This window comes from Pseudomonas sp. dw_612, assembly GCF_018449725.1.
In the GTDB taxonomy this organism is placed as follows: Bacteria; Pseudomonadota; Gammaproteobacteria; order Pseudomonadales; family Pseudomonadaceae; genus Aquipseudomonas.
The window spans coordinates 407,819-425,423 of sequence record NZ_JAAVVC010000004.1 but is presented as its reverse complement, the minus strand read 5'-3'; the positions used below and the strand labels follow the sequence as shown (position 1 = coordinate 425,423).

Below are 17,605 nucleotides of genomic sequence, written 5' to 3'. Positions count from 1 at the left end.
ATCTGCATGCTGTAATCTACCATAAATGAGGCATTACACATTGGCGCACTTGAGGGGAAGGTGTAGCAAAGTTTACACTCGACCAGTGGTGATCGTGATGGAATTCATGCGGTATGTTAAGATGCGCCAATTGTTTAGAGACGGGTAGGCGATGACGGTTTACAAACAAGCTGCTAACAGGATGGTAGTACTCGATACCGAAACCACCGGCATGCCGGTGACCGACGGCCACCGGATTATCGAAATCGGTTGTGTCGAGTTGATCGGTCGGCGCCTCACGGGCCGGCACTTCCACGTCTACCTGCAACCGGATCGCGAGAGTGATGAGGGCGCCATCGGCGTCCACGGCATCACCAACGAATTCCTGGTGGGCAAGCCGCGTTTCACCGAAGTGGCCGATGAGTTCTTCGAATTCATCAAGGGCGCGCAGCTGATCATCCATAACGCGGCGTTCGACGTTGGCTTCATCAACAACGAATTCGCGCTGATGGGCCAGCACGACCGTGCTGACATCACGCAGCACTGCTCGATCCTCGACACCCTGATGATGGCCCGGGAGCGTCACCCGGGGCAGCGCAACAGCCTCGATGCCTTGTGCAAACGTTATGGCGTCGACAACTCCGGCCGTGAACTGCACGGCGCCTTGCTCGACTCCGAGATTCTCGCCGACGTTTACCTGACCATGACCGGCGGCCAGACCAGCCTGTCCCTGGCGGGTAACGCGTCGGACGGCAACGGTTCGGGCGAAGGCGCGGACAACTCCGCCACTGAAATCCGTCGCCTGCCGGCCGATCGCAAGCCGACCCGGATCATCCGCGCCAGTGAAGATGATTTGGCGCAACACCTTGTGCGTCTTGACGCGGTGGCCAAATCCGCCGGTGCGCCAGCGTTGTGGCAGCAGTTGGTCGAGGCTGAGGCTCAGGCATAGTTTTCGCTAAAAGATCGCAGCCTCGTTTCACTCGTCAGCTCCTACACAGGAATGCGAAACCCTGTAGGAGCTGACGAGTGAAACGAGGCTGCGATCTTTTGATTTTTAATTAACCACGCCGCACCCGATGACCCATTTCAGTGCATCCGCACTCGCCACATCCGCCTCAACCCTCTACCCTGAGGGAATTGGCAGGCCACGGTCTGCCGCCTCAGGACACTGAGCCCCATGTATAAAGATTTGAAATTCCCGGTCCTGATCGTCCATCGCGATATCAAGGCCGACACGGTTGCCGGCGATCGCGTGCGAGGCATCGCCCGGGAGCTGGAGCAGGAAGGTTTCAGCATTCTCAGTGCGGTGGATTACACCGAAGGGCGGCTGGTCGCCTCGACCCATCACGGCCTCTCATGCATGTTGATCGCCGCCGAAGACGCCAGCGCCCATTCTCATTTGTTACACAATATGGCCGAGCTGATCGGTCTGGCGCGGGTGCGTGCGCCGGACTTGCCGATCTTCGCCCTGGGCGAGCAAGTCACCCTGGAAAACGCCCCGGCCGACGCCATGGCCGAGCTCAATCAACTGCGCGGCATTCTGTATCTGTTCGAAGACACCGTGCCGTTCCTCGCCCGCCAAGTCGCCCGCGCGGCGCGCAAGTACCTCGATGGTTTGCTGCCGCCGTTCTTCAAGGCGTTGGTGCAGCACACTGCCGATTCCAACTATTCCTGGCACACCCCCGGCCACGGTGGTGGTGTGGCGTATCACAAGAGTCCGGTGGGGCAGGCATTCCATCAGTTTTTCGGCGAAAACACTCTGCGTTCGGACCTCTCGGTGTCCGTCCCGGAACTCGGTTCGCTGCTCGATCACACCGGTCCCCTGGCCGAAGCCGAGGCTCGGGCCGCGCGCAATTTCGGCGCCGATCACACCTTTTTCGTGATCAATGGCACCTCAACGGCCAATAAAATTGTCTGGCACTCCATGGTGGCCCGGGATGACCTGGTGCTGGTGGATCGCAACTGCCACAAATCAGTGTTGCACTCGATCATCATGACTGGCGCCATCCCGCTGTACCTGTGCCCGGAGCGCAACGAGCTGGGGATTATCGGCCCGATCCCGCTGAGCGAATTCAGCCGTGAATCGATCCAGGCCAAGATCGATGCCAGTCCGCTGACCAACGGCCGCGCGCCGAAGGTGAAGTTGGCGGTGGTGACCAATTCAACTTATGACGGCCTCTGCTACAACGCCGAGCTGATCAAGCAGAGCCTGGGCAACAGCGTCGAGGTCTTGCACTTCGACGAGGCCTGGTACGCCTACGCGGCGTTTCACGAGTTCTTTGCCGGACGTTACGGCATGGGCACAACCCGTAGTGAAGACGGCCCGTTGGTGTTCTCCACCCATTCCACCCACAAGTTGCTGGCGGCGTTCAGCCAGGCGTCAATGATCCACGTGCAGGACTGTGGCGCGCGGCAACTGGATCGCGACCGTTTCAACGAAGCGTTCATGATGCACATCTCCACCTCGCCGCAATACAGCATCATCGCCTCGCTGGACGTGGCATCGGCCATGATGGAAGGCCCGGCCGGGCGTTCGTTGTTGCAGGAAATGTTCGACGAAGCCCTGAGTTTCCGCCGGGCGCTGGCCAATTTGCGCCAGCACATTGCGGCGGATGACTGGTGGTTTTCCATTTGGCAGCCGCCGTCGGTGGAAGGCATCACCCAAGTCATCACTGAAGATTGGCTGCTGCAACCCGACGCTGACTGGCACGGTTTCGGCGGCGTGACCGATGACTATGTGCTGCTCGATCCGATCAAGGTCACCCTGGTCATGCCGGGCCTGACCGCCGGCGGCGCCTTGAGCGAGCGCGGGATTCCGGCGGCGGTGGTCAGCAAATTCCTCTGGGAGCGTGGCCTGGTGGTCGAGAAGACCGGGCTGTATTCGTTTCTGGTGCTGTTTTCCATGGGTATCACCAAGGGCAAATGGAGCACGCTGTTGACCGAGTTGCTGGAGTTCAAGCGCAGTTACGACGCCAACACCAGTCTGGCCAGCTGCCTGCCGTGCGTGGCCCAGGAAAACCCTGTGCGTTATCAAGGCATGGGCCTGCGCGATCTGTGCGATCAACTGCACGCCTGTTACCGCAGCAATGCCACGGCCAAACATCTGAAACGCATGTACACCGTGCTCCCGGAAATCGCCATGAAGCCCGCCGACGCCTATGATCAATTGGTACGCGGTGAGGTTGAGGCGGTGTCGATCGATGCCCTGGATGGGCGCATCGCCGCCGTGATGCTGGTGCCGTACCCGCCGGGGATCCCGTTGATCATGCCCGGCGAGCGCTTCACCGAATCGACTCGATCGATCATCGATTACTTGTCATTCGCCCGTACCTTCGACAGCAGCTTCCCGGGATTTGTCGCCGATGTGCACGGATTGCAACACGAAGATGAGGGCAATGGGCGGTGTTACACCGTCGATTGCATCAAGGAATGAGGACCTTTCCCAGTATGCAACCGGTCATGAATCCGAAATACCCAGGGCTGTCGGTGCGCGTTGCCGACGATGGTTTTGCGGCCTACATCTGGGGCAGCGATTTCAGTTTTGAAGTCGCCGCCTACGGTGCCGCGCAAATTGGCAAGCCGGTGGCGCAGTGGCCGGTGACGCCAATCACCCCTTATCGAAAGTGCTACGGCATCGATCCGGAAGAGTTCAGCAGCTTCCGCGATGCCGCCGACAGTGCGATTTTCATGGCGTATCTGGACGACGAACCGGTGGGCCACCTGGTGATCAGCACCAACTGGAACGGCTTTGCCCATATCGACGAACTGGCGGTGCATGCGCCGGCCCGGCGGCATGGCGTGGCCAAGTCGCTGCTGGATGTGGCGCAGTTCTGGAGTCGCAAGAAGAAACTGCCGGGCGTCATGCTCGAAACCCAGAACAACAACCTCGGTGCTTGTCGGCTCTATGAGCGCTGTGGCTATGTGATTGGCGGGATCGATCACCTGCGTTATCGCGGCATTGACCCGAACACAGCCGAAGTGGCGCTGTTCTGGTATCGATTGTTCGATAACCCGCTGGAAAACCCGGTCAGCTCGCCAGCATCGCCACGGCTTGTTCCGTGATGATCGCCAGCAACGCCTGAACGGCGGGCGAGGGCTCGGCGTTCTTTAGGGTCAGGGCATAGAGGCTGATTGGCACCGCCGGCGCCAAGGGGCAGGCATCCAGCCCGGAGGATTTGGCGCCGAGGGCGGTGAAGGGGTCGACGATGGCCAAGCCTTCTCCGGCCTCGACCATGCTGCGCATCATTTGATGGGTCTGCACGCGAGTCTGGATCACCAGGGCAGGGCGCAATGCCTGCAGTTTGGTTTCCAGCGCCGGGCTCAACGGGTCATGACCGTCGAGGCCGACCATCGACTGCCCGGCCAAATCCTGCACCGACACATATTTCTGCTTGGGTTGCAGCCAGCCGTGGGGCGCCAGCAATTGGAGTTTGCCTTGGGCAATCACCTGGCAATCGATGTCGGCGTGGTCGGGGTCGTGCAGACTCAGGCCCAGATCGCTTTCGCGCAGCAACAGGCTGCGGACGATCTCGCGGGTCGGTTGACTGAGGAGGGTGCACGGCGCATCGGGAAAACGTCGGCGCAGGGCCGCGATGCTGTGGGGCAATAGCTGTTGGGCCAGCGGCGGGGTGCCGATAACGCGCAGCGGTGGTGCCAGGTATTGCTTGAGGCTGTTGGCCAATCGCTGGACCGGCTCGAGGGCTTCATAAACGTGGGCGATCTCGACCTGCAACTCCCGCGCCTCGCGCGTAGCCTGCAAGCGGCCGCGCACGCTGGAGAACAGCATGAAGCCCAACTGACCCTCGGCGTCGCGCAAAATCTCTTCGACCTCGGCCACCGGCAACTGCAGCCATTCGGCGGCGGTGCCCAGGTGACCGGTCTGCAAGAGCGCCTGGATCACTTCGATATGACGTAAACGCATGCGTGAAGTCCATGTTCAGCAGGTGAGGGAGTCAGTGGCTGAATCCTAACTCAAGTGCGCGCATATGACTTCTGCTCATAACACAGGGTTATGAGGCGACGGTGGTTTCCGGCAGGCTACCGATGTAAGTGTCCGGCTCGCGAGTGAGGGTGATATCGGACTGGATCAACTGGAACCGGTTGTCATCGAGCTTCTTCATGCGATCGCCGATGGCCAGTTTGTAGGTGGTGACAGGCTCCGTGCCTTCGACACCGTCTGCCGACGGGGTGGATTCCTGGAACTCATGCACCGAATAAACGCGGCCTTCCGCGTCTCTTGCATGGAACTGACCGACGAGTACTGCTGCCATCTGCTTAGAACCTCTGGAGATAAATCACTCAATTTGCGGTTCTGTAGACCGTGGTTGGGCGAAGTAAGTTTTCCTACAAGAAAAAAATAGTCAGGGGCGTCGATTTTCGCTCGCCCGCTGATCGAAACGTCATCTATAACTACAGGCTCTTCCCATCGGACAGTCGAGAATCTTCCATGAGCAACGTCTATACGATCGCCGTTGTGGTCGGCAGCTTGAGAAAAGAATCGATCAACCGCAAGGTCGCATTGGCCCTGGCTGATCTGGCGCCTGCCAATTTGAAATTGAACATCGTCGAAATTGGCGACTTGCCGCTCTACAACGAAGACATCGATGGCGCTTCACCGCCGGCAGCCTACAGCACTTTCCGACAACAAGTGAGCTCATCCGACGCAGTGCTGTTCGTGACCCCGGAATACAACCGTTCGGTGCCGGCCCCGCTGAAGAATGCGATTGACGTCGGGTCGCGTCCCTATGGCAAGAGCGCCTGGAGCGGTAAACCGGGGGGCGTGATCAGTGTGTCGCCGGGTGCTATCGGTGGTTTCGGCGCCAACCATCACTTGCGCCAGTCCATGGTGTTTCTCAATGTGCCATGCATGCAGCAGCCGGAAGCTTATCTTGGGGGCGCCGGGACAGCGTTCGATGAGGCGGGCAAGTTGAATGAATCAGTGAAGCCGTTCTTGCAGAGCTTTATCAATGCCTACGGGCAGTGGGTCGAACAACACAAAAAGCTCTGACACCCGACAAACCTTGTGGGAGCGGGCTTGCTCGCGAAGGCGGCGTGTCAGTCGACATTTGCATCGCCTGACACAACGTCTTCGCGAGCAAGCCCGCACAGGGGATTTGTGCCAATCGACACGTCCGCTTCCAAGGCGACCATCGCGGATGGACAATCCCGGCCGGGCAATTGGTTTACAGCTGTTTCGCCGGTTCCGCCCAGAGCACCGGACAGGCGCAGTTGAGCGCGATACCGGGCCGCAGCCGGTGAGGCTATGAAGCGGCGCAACGTGTAATATCGCGGCTGTTTCATGGGCAGGTTGCGCCGGTCGAGGGGCATGTCATCAAGTTGTAATTTCTGACCCAACAACAATCCCCTTGTGGGAGCGAGCTTGCTCGCGATAGCGGTGTATCAGTCAACAATAATGTCGTCTGACACGCCCTCATCGCGAGCAAGCTCGCTCCCACAGGGGGTTGTGGCGCGGGCAATATTTTATCTGCTGCGACGGAATTATCCCCCCGACCCTTCACTCTGTTGCATGTCCCCCAACCCGATTGTCCGTTCAAGGCTGCTGTGCATGCTCATTGCGTCGTTGATTTTCCTGCTGACCATTACCCTGGTGATCTGGCAACCCAAAGGCCTCGGCGTCGGCTGGAGCGCGGTGTTCGGCGCGGTGTTGGCGCTGCTTTTCGGGGTGGTGCACCTGAGTGATATTCCGCTGGTATGGCAGATTATCTGGAACGCCACCGGTACTTTTGTCGCGCTGATCATCATCAGTTTGCTGCTGGATGAGGCAGGATTCTTTGCCTGGGCGGCGCTGCACGTGGCGCGCTGGGGCAAGGGCAGCGGACGCAAACTATTTGCCTTTATGGTGTTGCTCGGGGCGCTGGTGTCGGCGTTGTTTGCCAACGATGGTGCGGCGCTGATCCTCACGCCGATCGTGATCTCGATGTTGCTGGCCCTGCGTTTCTCGCCCGCCGCGACCCTGGCCTTCGTGATGGGCGCGGGTTTCATCGCCGACACCGCGAGCCTGCCGCTGGTGGTGTCGAACCTGGTGAATATCGTCTCTGCCGACTTCTTCCATATCGGCTTCAACCGCTATGCGGCGGTGATGATTCCGGTCAACTTCGTCAGCGTCGCCGCCACGCTGGGTATGCTGATGTGGTTCTTCCGCAAGGACATTCCCAAGGCCTACGACCCGGAGCAACTGGAAGACCCGGCTACGGCGATCCACGACAAAGCCACGTTTTATGCCGGTTGGGCGGTGTTGGTGATTTTGCTGGTCGGTTGCTTTGCCCTCGAACCGTTGGGCATTCCGATCAGCGCGATTTCCGCGGTGTGCGCCGCGTTGCTGCTCGGAATCGCCGCTCGCGGTCACAAGATCTCCACGCGCAAGGTCATGAAAGAAGCGCCGTGGCAGATCGTGATTTTCTCCCTGGGCATGTACCTGGTGGTCTACGGCCTGCGCAATGCCGGGCTCACGGACTATCTGGCCGGTTGGCTCAACGGTTTTGCCGGTTATGGGGTCTGGGGCGCGGCCATGGGCACCGGGGTGCTGACGGCGCTGTTGTCGTCGATCATGAATAATTTGCCGACGGTGCTGATTGGTCTGCTATCGATCGACGCGAGCCAGGCCACAGGCGTGATCAAGGAAGCGATGATCTATGCCAACGTCATCGGCAGTGACCTCGGGCCGAAAATCACCCCGATCGGCAGTCTGGCGACGTTGCTGTGGCTGCATGTGCTGGAGCGCAAGAGCATCAAGATTGGCTGGGGGTATTACTTCAAGGTCGGGATTGTGCTGACGGTGCCGGTGTTGTTGGTGACGTTGGCGGCGTTGGCTTTGCGGTTATCCATTTAGGCCGAGTTGGCCCCATTCGCGGGCAAGCCCGCTCCCACATTGGATTTGTGTACGCCGCAAATCCCCTGTGGGAGCGGGCTTGCTCGCGAAGAGGCCAGACCTGACAACACAAATCCTCAACCTGTACCCGGCACATTCGGCCAAAGATCCGCCACCAAAAACAACCGCTCGGCCTCTTCCCATTCCCCACTGGCATTCTCGGTCAGCCGCACCATCAACTGCGCCGGCGCCAAGGGCTCTAATTCATCAAGCCAGGCCTCCAACTGTTCCGTGTTCCAGGTCTGCTCTGCTGGATAATGCGCCGGCGCCAGCCAGGCATGCCGGGGCAGGGGTTGCCAGCGACCGGGCGGCCGTTGCACGACAAAATCCGCCCAATCCTTCTGATGCAGCCAGCTACCACGCAGGTGCTGCGGATGCGCGCCGTTCGGCGACGCAGACTGTCCCGGCCACGGATACAGCAAGTAACCGCCCAGCCACAAATGCGCACTGAACTGCTGGATATCCAGCGCCGCCAGCACTTCGCGGCTTTCCGGCCGGGCGGAAATCGGCAATTGATGCTGGCTCAGGTGCGCCAGTTTACGGTCCAGTCGATCGTGGCAACCCGGGCCGAGCCACGTCGCCGTGTCATGGCCATCGCCGTTTTGCGGGCCGAGGTAGAGCTTGATCGCCAGTTCCAGGTGATGCACACCGTCGCGATCGCGCAGCAGCATGTCCAGCTCGCCCAAGGTGTGACCTTCGCGGCGGATCGGCAGATTGGCAGCGATCAACTCGATGCCCGGCGCATGCCGCACTGCGTATTGCCACAGGCGTTCGTAATACAGACCCAGGCGCCGGGTCCGCGACTGTGCGAGCCAGTGCAGCAAGTCATAGCTGTCGCGATCCAGTTCCCGCAACCAGCGCTCCAGGCCTTGCGGCGCCTGCACCCAGTCGCTGCCGGCCAGCGGATGACGCTGCGGCCAGGGCGGCTCGGCGAGCATCGGCGGCGCGAGGATGACCCAGGCCAGGTCGCGCACTTCGGGGTGGCGCAACTGGTGGGGTAACTGGAGCAAATCCGGGAATAAGATCATTCTGCGAGCATAGCCTCTTAAGTCGCGGCTTAAAGGATTTTGTCTATCCCGCGCTTTCGCCCATAATCGTCGCTTTAGCCCGACGCAGAACCTCGCAGGAGCCCCATGGAGCAATTTCGTAATATCGGCATCATCGGTCGCCTGGGCAGTTCGCAGGTGCTGGATACCGTCCGCCGACTGAAACGGTTTCTGCTCGATCGTCACCTGCACGTGATCCTCGAAGACACCATCGCCGAAGTCCTGCCGGGGCATGGCCTGCAAACCTCGTCGCGCAAGATGCTCGGCGAAGTGTGTGACATGGTGATTGTGGTCGGCGGTGACGGCAGCCTGCTCGGCGCCGCGCGCGCCCTGGCCCGACACAATATCCCGGTGCTGGGGATCAACCGTGGCAGCCTCGGTTTCCTGACCGACATTCGCCCCGATGAGCTGGAAGTCAAAGTCGCCGAAGTGCTCGACGGCCATTATCTGGTGGAAAACCGCTTCCTGTTGCAAGCCGAAGTCCGTCGCCACGCCGAGGCCATTGGCCAGGGCGATGCGCTGAACGACGTGGTGCTGCACCCCGGCAAATCCACGCGGATGATCGAATTCGAGCTGTACATCGACGGCCAGTTCGTCTGCAGCCAGAAGGCCGACGGCCTGATCGTCGCCACGCCGACCGGTTCGACCGCTTATGCGCTGTCGGCGGGCGGGCCGATCATGCATCCCAAGCTCGACGCTATTGTGATTGTGCCGATGTACCCCCATACCTTGTCAGGCCGGCCAATTGTGGTCGATGGCAACAGTGAGCTGAAAATCGTCGTGTCCAAGGATATGCAGATCTACCCGCAAGTCTCCTGTGATGGGCAGAACCATTTCACCTGCGCGCCGGGCGACACCATCACCATCAGTAAAAAAGCCCAGAAGTTGCGGCTGATTCACCCCCTCGACCACAACTACTACGAAGTGTGCCGGACCAAGCTCGGCTGGGGCAGTCGGTTGGGTGGTGGAGGCGACTGATGCTCGATCCCGCGCGTAGCTACGACCTGATCGGTGACGTGCACGGTTGCGCTCTGACCCTTGAGCACTTGCTCGACCGGCTCGGTTACCACAAACAGGGCGGTGTCTGGCGGCATCCGTCGCGTATGGCGGTGTTTGTCGGCGATATCATCGACCGCGGCCCGCGTATTCGCGAAGCGCTGCACATCGTCCACGACATGGTCGAGGCCGGCCAGGCGCTGTGCATCATGGGCAACCATGAATTCAACGCCCTCGGCTGGAGCACTCCGGCGCCACCCGGCAGCGGCAAGCAGTTTGTGCGCGAGCACACGCCGCGCCATGCCCGTCTGCTGGGGGAAACCCTGACCCAATTCGAAGACCATCCGGGCGATTGGCATGACTTCCAGCAATGGTTCTACGAACTGCCGTTGTTCGTCGATGCCGGGCGTTTTCGCGTGGTGCATGCCTGCTGGGATTCGGGCCTGATCGAGCCGTTGCGCGCGTTGTTTCCCGATGGTTGCGTCGATGAACACTTCCTCCAGGCCTCGGCCGTGCCGGGCAGTTTTGCCTGCACCGTGTTCGATCGCCTGCTGCGCGGCACCGACATGCGCCTGCCCGATGGCCAGACCATGACCAGCGGCGATGGCCTGACGCGTTCGTTCTTCCGCACCAAGTTCTGGGAAGACGACCCGCAAACCTACGGAGACATTGTGTTCCAGCCCGACGCCTTGCCGGAACCGGTGGCCCGTACGCCGCTGTCGTCCACCGAGAAAAACACCTTGTTGCGCTACGGCATCGACGAGCCCTTGCTGTTCGTCGGCCATTACTGGCGCAGTGGCAAACCGGCGCCGATCCGGCCGAACCTGGCCTGCCTGGATTACAGCGCGGTGCTCTACGGCAAACTGGTGGCTTATCGCCTGGACCAGGAAACCCGTCTCGACCCGCATAAATTTGTCTGGGTCGACGTCGAACGGCCGGAGGCCTTGCAATGAGTACGGTGGCGGTATTGCGTCTGCCCCTGGCGGTGGATTTGAGCGGCTTCGTCAAGTTGCTGCAACGCATGCAAGTGCCCCATCGCGTCAGCGAAGAGGCGGGCGAGCAGGTGCTGTGGGTGCCGGCCAACATCAGCGAGGACGTGCGCTCCCTATACGAACGCTTCCCGGCGGGTGATCCCGATCAGCAACTGGACATCCCGGTGGCGCAGACCATGCGGCGCCCGGGTTTCGTCGAGCAGTTGCGCCATAGCAAGGCGACCGCGGGCATTCTGTTGCTGTGCCTGATCGTCGGTGCCGTGACGGTGCTGGGGGAAAACCTCAACACCCTGCACTGGTTTACCTTCCTCGATTTCCGCGTGCTCGGCGACTACATCGAGTTCACGCCGCTGGACGAAGGCCTGGCGGCGGGGCAGTGGTGGCGTCTGGTGGCGCCGATGCTGATCCACTTCGGCTTCCTGCACCTGGCCATGAACGGCATGTGGTACTGGGAACTGGGGCGACGCATCGAGGCGCGCCAGGGCAGCATCAACCTGATCGGCCTGACCTTGCTGTTCAGCCTGGTTTCCAACTACGCCCAGTATTGGTTCAGCGGCGCGACGCTGTTTGGCGGCTTGTCCGGCGTGCTCTACGGCTTGCTCGGGCATTGTTGGATCTTCCAGTTGCTGTCGCCGAACCCGGCTTATCGTTTGCCTCGCGGTGTCCTGGTGATGATGCTGGTCTGGCTGGTGTTGTGCATGTCCGGGCTGATCTCGATGATCGGCTTCGGCGAAATTGCCAACGCGGCCCACGTCGGCGGGCTGCTCATCGGATGCTTCACCGGTTTGTTGGGCGGTTTGTACAACCGTCGTAAACTCGCCGTCTAAAACAGACATGTAAATAAAGAGCGCGGAGACCTTGATGTCCTCTTTTAACGAAATGATCAAAAACATCACCCCCGATATCTACCAGAGCCTGAAACTGGCGGTGGAAATCGGCAAATGGTCCGACGGTGGCAAACTTACCGCCGAACAACGCGAACTGTCCCTGCAAGCGATGATCGCCTGGGAAATCCAGAACCTGCCCGAAGAAGAGCGGACCGGCTACATGGGCCCGCAGGAATGCAGCTCCAAGTCGATCAGCGTGCCGAATATCCTGTTCAAGTCGGATGCCATCCATTGATTGAGATTGGCCGCGGTGCAATCAGCAAAATGTCGGCGCGCCTGGACGGGCCGAACGTGCAGTACGCTTTTCGTCTGGGCGACACCGAGGTGCCGGTCAATCCGTTGATCGGTACGACCGTGCGCCTGGAATACCTGGGGGCGATTTTCTGTTCCCATTGCGGACGCAAGACTAAAACCAGTTTCAGCCAGGGTTATTGCTATCCGTGCATGACCAAACTGGCCCAGTGCGACATCTGCATCATGAGCCCGGAGCGTTGCCACTTCGACGCCGGTACGTGCCGTGAGCCGGAGTGGGGCCAGAAGTTCTGTATGACCGATCACATCGTCTACCTGTCCAACTCGTCGGGGGTGAAAGTCGGGATTACCCGCGCCACCCAGTTGCCGACCCGCTGGATCGACCAGGGCGCCCGTCAGGCGTTGCCGATCATGCGCGTCTCGACCCGTCAGCAGTCGGGCTTCGTCGAAGACCTGTTCCGCAGCCAGGTGGCTGACAAGACCAATTGGCGTGCTTTACTCAAGGGCGACGCGGTGTCGGTGGACCTGGCCGAGGTTCGCGATCAACTGTTTGATAGCTGCGCCGAAGGTTTGCAAGGTTTGCAGGAACGATTTGGACTACAGGCAATCCAGACTATTGCCGATGTAGACGTCCTCGAAATCCGATACCCGATCGAGCAATACCCGGCCAAAATCGTCAGCTTCAACCTGGACAAGAACCCGATTGCCGAAGGCACGCTGCTGGGGATCAAGGGCCAGTACCTGATTTTCGACACCGGCGTGATCAATATTCGTAAATACACGGCCTATCAGCTCGCCGTGCATCAGTAAGGACTCCAGTATGCGCACCGAACAACCGAAGATGATCTACTTGAAGGACTATCAGGCGCCCGAGTACCTGATCGACGAGACGCACCTGACCTTCGAGTTGTTCGAGGACCACAGCCTGGTCCATGCGCAACTGGTGATGCGCCGCAATCCCGAGCGCGGCCCGGGCTTGCCGCCGCTGGTCCTCGATGGCCAGCAGCTTGAGCTGTTGACGGTGAACCTGGCCGATCGCGAACTGAGCGCCGACGACTACCTGTTGACCGAAAACCACCTGACGCTGCACCCGCAGAGCGAGCGCTTCACGGTCGACACCAGCGTGCGCATCCACCCGGAAACCAACACCGCGCTGGAAGGCTTGTACAAATCCAGCGGCATGTTCTGCACCCAGTGCGAGGCCGAAGGTTTCCGCAAGATCACCTATTACCTCGACCGCCCGGACGTGATGAGCAAGTTCACCACCACGGTGGTCGCCGAGCAGCACAGTTATCCGGTGCTGCTGTCCAACGGCAACCCGATTGCCTCGGGCCCTGGCGAAGACGGCCGGCACTGGGCGACCTGGGAAGACCCGTTCATGAAACCGGCGTACCTGTTCGCGCTGGTCGCCGGTGACTTGTGGTGCGTTGAAGACACCTTCACCACCATGACCGAGCGCTCCGTGGCGCTGCGCATCTACGTCGAGCCGGAAAACATCGACAAGTGCCAGCACGCCATGAACAGCCTGAAGAAGTCGATGCGCTGGGACGAAGAGGTCTACGGTCGGGAGTACGATCTGGACATCTTCATGATCGTCGCGGTCAACGACTTCAACATGGGCGCCATGGAGAACAAGGGCCTCAACATCTTCAACTCCAGCGCCGTGCTGGCCCGGGCCGAAACCGCCACCGACGCCGCGCACCAGCGGGTCGAGGCGATCGTCGCCCACGAATACTTCCACAACTGGTCGGGCAACCGCGTGACCTGCCGCGACTGGTTCCAGTTGTCGCTCAAGGAAGGCTTCACCGTGTTCCGCGATTCCGGCTTCTCCGCCGACATGAACTCGGCCACGGTCAAGCGCATCCAGGACGTCGCCTACCTGCGCACCCACCAGTTCGCCGAAGACGCCGGCCCGATGGCCCACGCCGTGCGCCCGGACAGCTTTATCGAAATCTCCAACTTCTACACCCTGACCGTGTACGAAAAGGGCTCGGAAGTGGTCGGCATGATCCACACCTTGCTTGGCGCCGAAGGTTTCCGTAAGGGCAGCGACCTGTACTTCGATCGCCACGACGGGCAGGCCGTGACTTGTGACGACTTTATCAAGGCCATGGAAGATGCCAACGGTGTCGACCTGACCCAGTTCAAACGCTGGTACAGCCAGGCCGGTACACCGCGATTGGCGGTGAGCGAGTCTTACGACGCGGCGGCGAAAACCTACAGCCTGACTTTCCGTCAGTCCTGCCCGGCCACCCCGGACAAGGTCGAGAAACTGCCGTTCGTGATTCCTGTGGAATTGGGCCTGCTGGACTCCAAAGGCGCGGCGATTGCGCTGCGACTGTCTGGCGAAGCTTCGGCGCAAGGCACTTCGCGGGTCATCTCGGTGACTGAAGCCGAGCAGACTTTCACTTTCGTTGACATCGCTGAACAGCCATTGCCTTCGTTGCTGCGTGGTTTCTCGGCGCCGGTGAAACTGAGTTTCCCGTACAACCGCGATCAACTGATGTTCCTGATGCAGCACGACAGCGACGGCTTCAATCGCTGGGATGCCGGTCAACAACTGTCGGTGCAGGTGCTGCAAGAACTGATCGCCCAGCAGCAGAAGGGCGAAAAACTGGTGCTGGATCAGCGACTGATTTCGGCATTGCAAACCGTGCTGAGCGACGAGACGCTGGACCAGGCCATGGTTGCGGAGATGCTTTCGCTGCCGGGCGAGGCGTACCTGACTGAAATCAGCGAAGTGGCTGACGTCGATGCGATCCACACCGCTCGTGAGTTTGTGCGCAAGCAGTTGGCGGACAACCTGTTCGAAGCATTGTGGCTGCGTTACCAGGCCAACCGCGACCTGTCGAAGAAAACCCCGTACGTGGCCGAGGCCGAACACTTCGCCCGTCGCGCATTGCAGAACATCGCGCTGTCGTACCTGATGCTCAGCGGCAAGCCGGAAGTGTTGGCAGCGACGCTGGAACAGTTCGAAACCAGCGACAACATGACCGAGCGTTTGACCGCTTTGGCGGTATTGGTCAATTCGTCGTTTGAAGACGAGAAAGCCACAGCGTTGGCCAGTTTCGCCGAGCACTTCAAGGACAATCCGCTGGTCATGGATCAGTGGTTCAGCGTTCAGGCCGGCAGCACGTTGCCGGGTGGTTTGGCGCGGGTGAAGGCGTTGATGGAGCATCCGGCGTTCAACATGAAGAACCCGAACAAGGTGCGGGCGCTGGTGGGGGCGTTTGCCGGGCAGAACCTGATCAACTTCCATGCGGCTGATGGTTCGGGGTATCGGTTCCTGGCGGATCTGGTGATCGAGTTGAACGGGTTTAACCCGCAGATTGCTTCGCGCCAACTGGCGCCGTTGACTCGCTGGCGCAAATACGATGACGCGCGTCAGGCATTGATGAAAGGGGAGCTGGAGCGGATTCGGGCTTCGGGTCAACTGTCCAGCGATGTGTTCGAAGTGGTCAGTAAAAGCCTGGCCTGATTTTGGCTCGCTCTCCCGGGGTTCACCCTGAACCCCTGTGGGAGCGGGCTTGCTCGCGAAGGCGGCCTGGTAGCCGACCTGGTATTTGTTGACTGGGTACATATCCATTCCTGCGGTAACGGCGACTTATGGTTTCGCCCTTACGGCGACTCACTTTTTTTCAAACGCCAAAAAAAAGTAAGCAAAAAAAGGCTCGCCCCGAGCGTCCGGCCCCTCGCTTAGGCTCGGCGTTCCTTCGTTCCGGAATCCATCTGGGGGCATTGCCCTCCGGTCTGCTTCGCTACGACCTACATGCAATGTGTTCGACTGCGTTGAACGGCGCTGCGCGCCAATCCCCAGATGAACACCTCCACTCAGCCTTCCGAAGGGGCGGGTAGATCAAGATCAAAAGCCAAAGCCAAAGCCAAAGCCAAAGCAAGGCAAAATCAAGATCAAAAGATCGCAGCCTTCGGCAGCTCTACGGGTGTACGCGCTGGCTTTAAGGAATCAGGCCGGCCGGCAGGCCGCCTCGCGGTGCGATACACGCCCCCTCGAGAGGCCGAGTGGAGGTTCTGCGCAGTGGGCAACCCGGCATGGATGCCGGGTTAGCCGCCCCCGGCCATGGATGGCCGATGGCGGCGGGTCCACGGAGCAGGACCGGAGCGAGGGCATGCCGAGCCTCAGCGAGGCACCGAACGAAAGGGGCAAAAGCGCTTTGGTTACTTTCGCGCTCTTCGAAAGTGACCCGCTGTAAGAGCGGAACCAATATCCGCCGTTACAAAAGAAACGGATATTCACACAAAACCCAGAACCCCCAATCACCCCACCTAATACCCAATCATTCACCCACAACCCCAAACCCCCAGGTTAACAAAACATAACGTGGCGTCGATTGTCAGACCTTTCCAAAGCCCGATAGGATAAGCCAGCTTCCGAAGGGGCTCTAGATTGCAGGTTTCAGGACTATGCTCCAACCAGTCAATCACCACGAGCACCCTTACGGCGCCCTGAAAGGTTGAACGACCTAACAATAATAATGGGGGAAGGTCTATGAGTGAGCCTGTCATGGGTGTGGGTATCTGCCGCCCGCCGGCACTACGCAAGTTCGCGTTGCTGGCTACAGCGCTCTCGCTGTTGGGCTGTGCCGTGTGGTCGGCACCGGTGATCGCCGCCGACGCGCCGGCTGCCGACGCGGTTTATTCCGTTGAATCCGCCAAGGCCGCCAAAAGCCTGATGCTTGATGTCGTCCACGCCGGCAAGCGCCTGGTGGCGGTCGGGGATCGTGGGCACATTCTGTATTCCGATGACCAGGGCGCAACCTGGACCCAGGCCAAGGTGCCGACCCGGCAACTGCTGACCGCCGTGTTTTTTGTCGATGACAAACACGGCTGGGCCGTCGGGCATGACGCGCAGATCCTCGCCAGCGAAGACGGCGGGGTCACCTGGACCAAACAATTCGAAGACCTGAAACGCGAATCGCCGCTGCTCGACGTCTGGTTCAAGGACGTCAACAGCGGCTTTGCCGTGGGCGCGTATGGCGCGTTGCTGGAAACCACCGACGGCGGCAAAACCTGGGAAGACGCCAGTGACCGCCTCGACAACGAAGACCAGTTCCACCTCAACGCCATCACGGCGGTCAAGGATGCCGGGCTGTTCATCGTCGGTGAGCAGGGCAGCATGTTCCGCTCCGCCGATGAGGGCCAGACCTGGGAAAAACTCGAAGGCCCCTATGAAGGCTCGCTGTTCGGCGTGATCGGTACGGCCCAACCCAACACGCTGCTGGCCTATGGGCTGCGCGGCAATCTCTACCGCTCCACGGATTTCGGCAGCACTTGGGAACAAGTTCAACTCCAGGCCGCACGCGGCACTCTGGAGTTCGGCCTCTCCGGCGCCACGCTGCTGGACGACGGCTCCATTGTGATCGTCGGCAACGGTGGCTCGGTGATCAGCAGCAGTGACAACGGCGAAACCTTCACCGTGTTCAACCGCCCGGACCGGATTTCCGTGTCGGCGGTCACTGCGGCAGGAAACGGCAATCTGATTCTGGCAGGACAGGGCGGCGTTCGCGCCACTTCGCCAACCGGCGCTGAGCTTGGCAAGTGAACCGG

16 protein-coding genes are annotated in these 17,605 nt (G+C 60.3%); 12 read left to right on the top strand and 4 right to left on the bottom strand.

The window, feature by feature from the left end:
• The first annotated feature begins 181 nt into the window (after nt 1-181).
• The 3 genes from dnaQ to HB680_RS09405 all read left to right on the top strand — a co-directional run bounded on the left by dnaQ (nt 182) and on the right by HB680_RS09405 (nt 4,041).
• Nucleotides 182-928 (top strand): DNA polymerase III subunit epsilon, encoded by a 747-nt coding sequence (gene dnaQ, locus HB680_RS09415; RefSeq protein ID WP_213938223.1) that lies wholly within the window; start codon nt 182-184, stop codon nt 926-928.
• A gap of 228 nt (nt 929-1,156) precedes the next feature.
• Nucleotides 1,157-3,412 carry an Orn/Lys/Arg decarboxylase N-terminal domain-containing protein gene (locus HB680_RS09410; RefSeq protein WP_213938222.1) on the top strand — a complete coding sequence of 752 codons (2,256 nt, stop codon included), beginning with the start codon at nt 1,157-1,159 and terminating at the stop codon, nt 3,410-3,412.
• A gap of 14 nt (nt 3,413-3,426) precedes the next feature.
• Nucleotides 3,427-4,041, top strand: a complete 615-nt coding sequence (locus tag HB680_RS09405) for a GNAT family N-acetyltransferase (protein ID WP_213938221.1) — start codon at nt 3,427-3,429, stop codon at nt 4,039-4,041.
• Here the strand turns inward: HB680_RS09405 and HB680_RS09400 are convergent.
• Together HB680_RS09400 and HB680_RS09395 are read right to left on the bottom strand one after the other, a co-directional pair.
• Nucleotides 4,007-4,900, bottom strand: coding sequence for a LysR substrate-binding domain-containing protein (locus HB680_RS09400; protein ID WP_213938220.1), 894 nt, complete (start codon nt 4,898-4,900; stop codon nt 4,007-4,009). The genes HB680_RS09405 and HB680_RS09400 overlap by 35 nt on opposite strands.
• An 88-nt stretch (nt 4,901-4,988) precedes the next feature.
• Nucleotides 4,989-5,249, bottom strand: a complete 261-nt coding sequence (locus HB680_RS09395) for a hypothetical protein (RefSeq protein ID WP_213938219.1) — start codon at nt 5,247-5,249, stop codon at nt 4,989-4,991.
• Nucleotides 5,250-5,425: 176 nt separating this feature from the next.
• Here HB680_RS09395 and HB680_RS09390 point away from each other — a divergent pair, with 176 nt between their 5' ends.
• Nucleotides 5,426-5,986, top strand: a complete 561-nt coding sequence (locus HB680_RS09390) for an NADPH-dependent FMN reductase (RefSeq protein ID WP_213938218.1) — start codon at nt 5,426-5,428, stop codon at nt 5,984-5,986.
• Nucleotides 5,987-6,033: 47 nt separating this feature from the next.
• Here HB680_RS09390 and HB680_RS09385 read toward each other — a convergent pair whose 3' ends face one another.
• A complete protein-coding gene (locus HB680_RS09385; RefSeq protein WP_213938217.1) occupies nt 6,034-6,333 on the bottom strand; it encodes a hypothetical protein in 300 nt (99 codons plus the stop codon).
• 211 nt (nt 6,334-6,544) lie between these two features.
• Between HB680_RS09385 and HB680_RS09380 the strand changes: the two genes are divergently transcribed.
• A complete protein-coding gene (locus HB680_RS09380) occupies nt 6,545-7,828 on the top strand; it encodes an arsenic transporter (protein ID WP_213938216.1) in 1,284 nt (427 codons plus the stop codon).
• Nucleotides 7,829-7,944: 116 nt separating this feature from the next.
• Here HB680_RS09380 and HB680_RS09375 read toward each other — a convergent pair whose 3' ends face one another.
• Nucleotides 7,945-8,895, bottom strand: a complete 951-nt coding sequence (locus HB680_RS09375; protein WP_213938215.1) for a DUF1853 family protein — start codon at nt 8,893-8,895, stop codon at nt 7,945-7,947.
• 105 nt (nt 8,896-9,000) lie between these two features.
• On the opposite strand from HB680_RS09375, the gene HB680_RS09370 reads away from it, so the two are divergent.
• From HB680_RS09370 to HB680_RS09340, 7 genes are all read left to right on the top strand, one after another.
• Nucleotides 9,001-9,891, top strand: a complete 891-nt coding sequence (locus HB680_RS09370; RefSeq protein WP_010459816.1) for an NAD(+) kinase — start codon at nt 9,001-9,003, stop codon at nt 9,889-9,891.
• Nucleotides 9,888-10,862 carry a metallophosphoesterase gene (locus HB680_RS09365; protein WP_213938247.1) on the top strand — a complete coding sequence of 325 codons (975 nt, stop codon included), beginning with the start codon at nt 9,888-9,890 and terminating at the stop codon, nt 10,860-10,862. The genes HB680_RS09370 and HB680_RS09365 overlap by 4 nt, the downstream gene beginning before the upstream one ends.
• Nucleotides 10,859-11,728 carry a rhomboid family intramembrane serine protease gene (locus HB680_RS09360; protein WP_213938214.1) on the top strand — a complete coding sequence of 290 codons (870 nt, stop codon included), beginning with the start codon at nt 10,859-10,861 and terminating at the stop codon, nt 11,726-11,728. Before HB680_RS09365 ends, HB680_RS09360 begins: the two co-directional genes overlap by 4 nt.
• Before the next feature lie 34 nt (nt 11,729-11,762).
• Nucleotides 11,763-12,023 carry a DUF1315 family protein gene (locus tag HB680_RS09355; RefSeq protein WP_133836178.1) on the top strand — a complete coding sequence of 87 codons (261 nt, stop codon included), beginning with the start codon at nt 11,763-11,765 and terminating at the stop codon, nt 12,021-12,023.
• Complete coding sequence (locus HB680_RS09350) at nt 12,020-12,850, top strand: DUF2797 domain-containing protein (RefSeq protein WP_213938213.1); 831 nt, start codon at nt 12,020-12,022, stop codon at nt 12,848-12,850. The genes HB680_RS09355 and HB680_RS09350 overlap by 4 nt, the downstream gene beginning before the upstream one ends.
• Before the next feature lie 10 nt (nt 12,851-12,860).
• Nucleotides 12,861-15,518 carry an aminopeptidase N gene (gene pepN / locus HB680_RS09345; RefSeq protein WP_213938212.1) on the top strand — a complete coding sequence of 886 codons (2,658 nt, stop codon included), beginning with the start codon at nt 12,861-12,863 and terminating at the stop codon, nt 15,516-15,518.
• 1,029 nt (nt 15,519-16,547) lie between these two features.
• On the top strand, nt 16,548-17,600 hold the full coding sequence (locus HB680_RS09340; protein WP_213938211.1) for a YCF48-related protein: 1,053 nt from the start codon (nt 16,548-16,550) through the stop codon (nt 17,598-17,600).
• Nucleotides 17,601-17,605: the final 5 nt, after the last annotated feature.

Bases quoted from the DNA above. Each gene is read 5' to 3' on its own strand.
- dnaQ (WP_213938223.1), top strand. From the start codon at position 182: ATGGTAGTACTCGATACCGAAACCACCGGCATGCCGGTGACCGACGGC.
- HB680_RS09410 (WP_213938222.1), top strand. From the start codon at position 1,157: ATGTATAAAGATTTGAAATTCCCGGTCCTGATCGTCCATCGCGATATC.
- HB680_RS09405 (WP_213938221.1), top strand. From the start codon at position 3,427: ATGCAACCGGTCATGAATCCGAAATACCCAGGGCTGTCGGTGCGCGTT.
- HB680_RS09400 (WP_213938220.1), bottom strand. From the start codon at position 4,900: ATGCGTTTACGTCATATCGAAGTGATCCAGGCGCTCTTGCAGACCGGT.
- HB680_RS09395 (WP_213938219.1), bottom strand. From the start codon at position 5,249: ATGGCAGCAGTACTCGTCGGTCAGTTCCATGCAAGAGACGCGGAAGGC.
- HB680_RS09390 (WP_213938218.1), top strand. From the start codon at position 5,426: ATGAGCAACGTCTATACGATCGCCGTTGTGGTCGGCAGCTTGAGAAAA.
- HB680_RS09380 (WP_213938216.1), top strand. From the start codon at position 6,545: ATGCTCATTGCGTCGTTGATTTTCCTGCTGACCATTACCCTGGTGATC.
- HB680_RS09375 (WP_213938215.1), bottom strand. From the start codon at position 8,895: ATGATCTTATTCCCGGATTTGCTCCAGTTACCCCACCAGTTGCGCCAC.
- HB680_RS09370 (WP_010459816.1), top strand. From the start codon at position 9,001: ATGGAGCAATTTCGTAATATCGGCATCATCGGTCGCCTGGGCAGTTCG.
- HB680_RS09360 (WP_213938214.1), top strand. From the start codon at position 10,859: ATGAGTACGGTGGCGGTATTGCGTCTGCCCCTGGCGGTGGATTTGAGC.
- HB680_RS09355 (WP_133836178.1), top strand. From the start codon at position 11,763: ATGTCCTCTTTTAACGAAATGATCAAAAACATCACCCCCGATATCTAC.
- pepN (WP_213938212.1), top strand. From the start codon at position 12,861: ATGCGCACCGAACAACCGAAGATGATCTACTTGAAGGACTATCAGGCG.
- HB680_RS09340 (WP_213938211.1), top strand. From the start codon at position 16,548: ATGAGTGAGCCTGTCATGGGTGTGGGTATCTGCCGCCCGCCGGCACTA.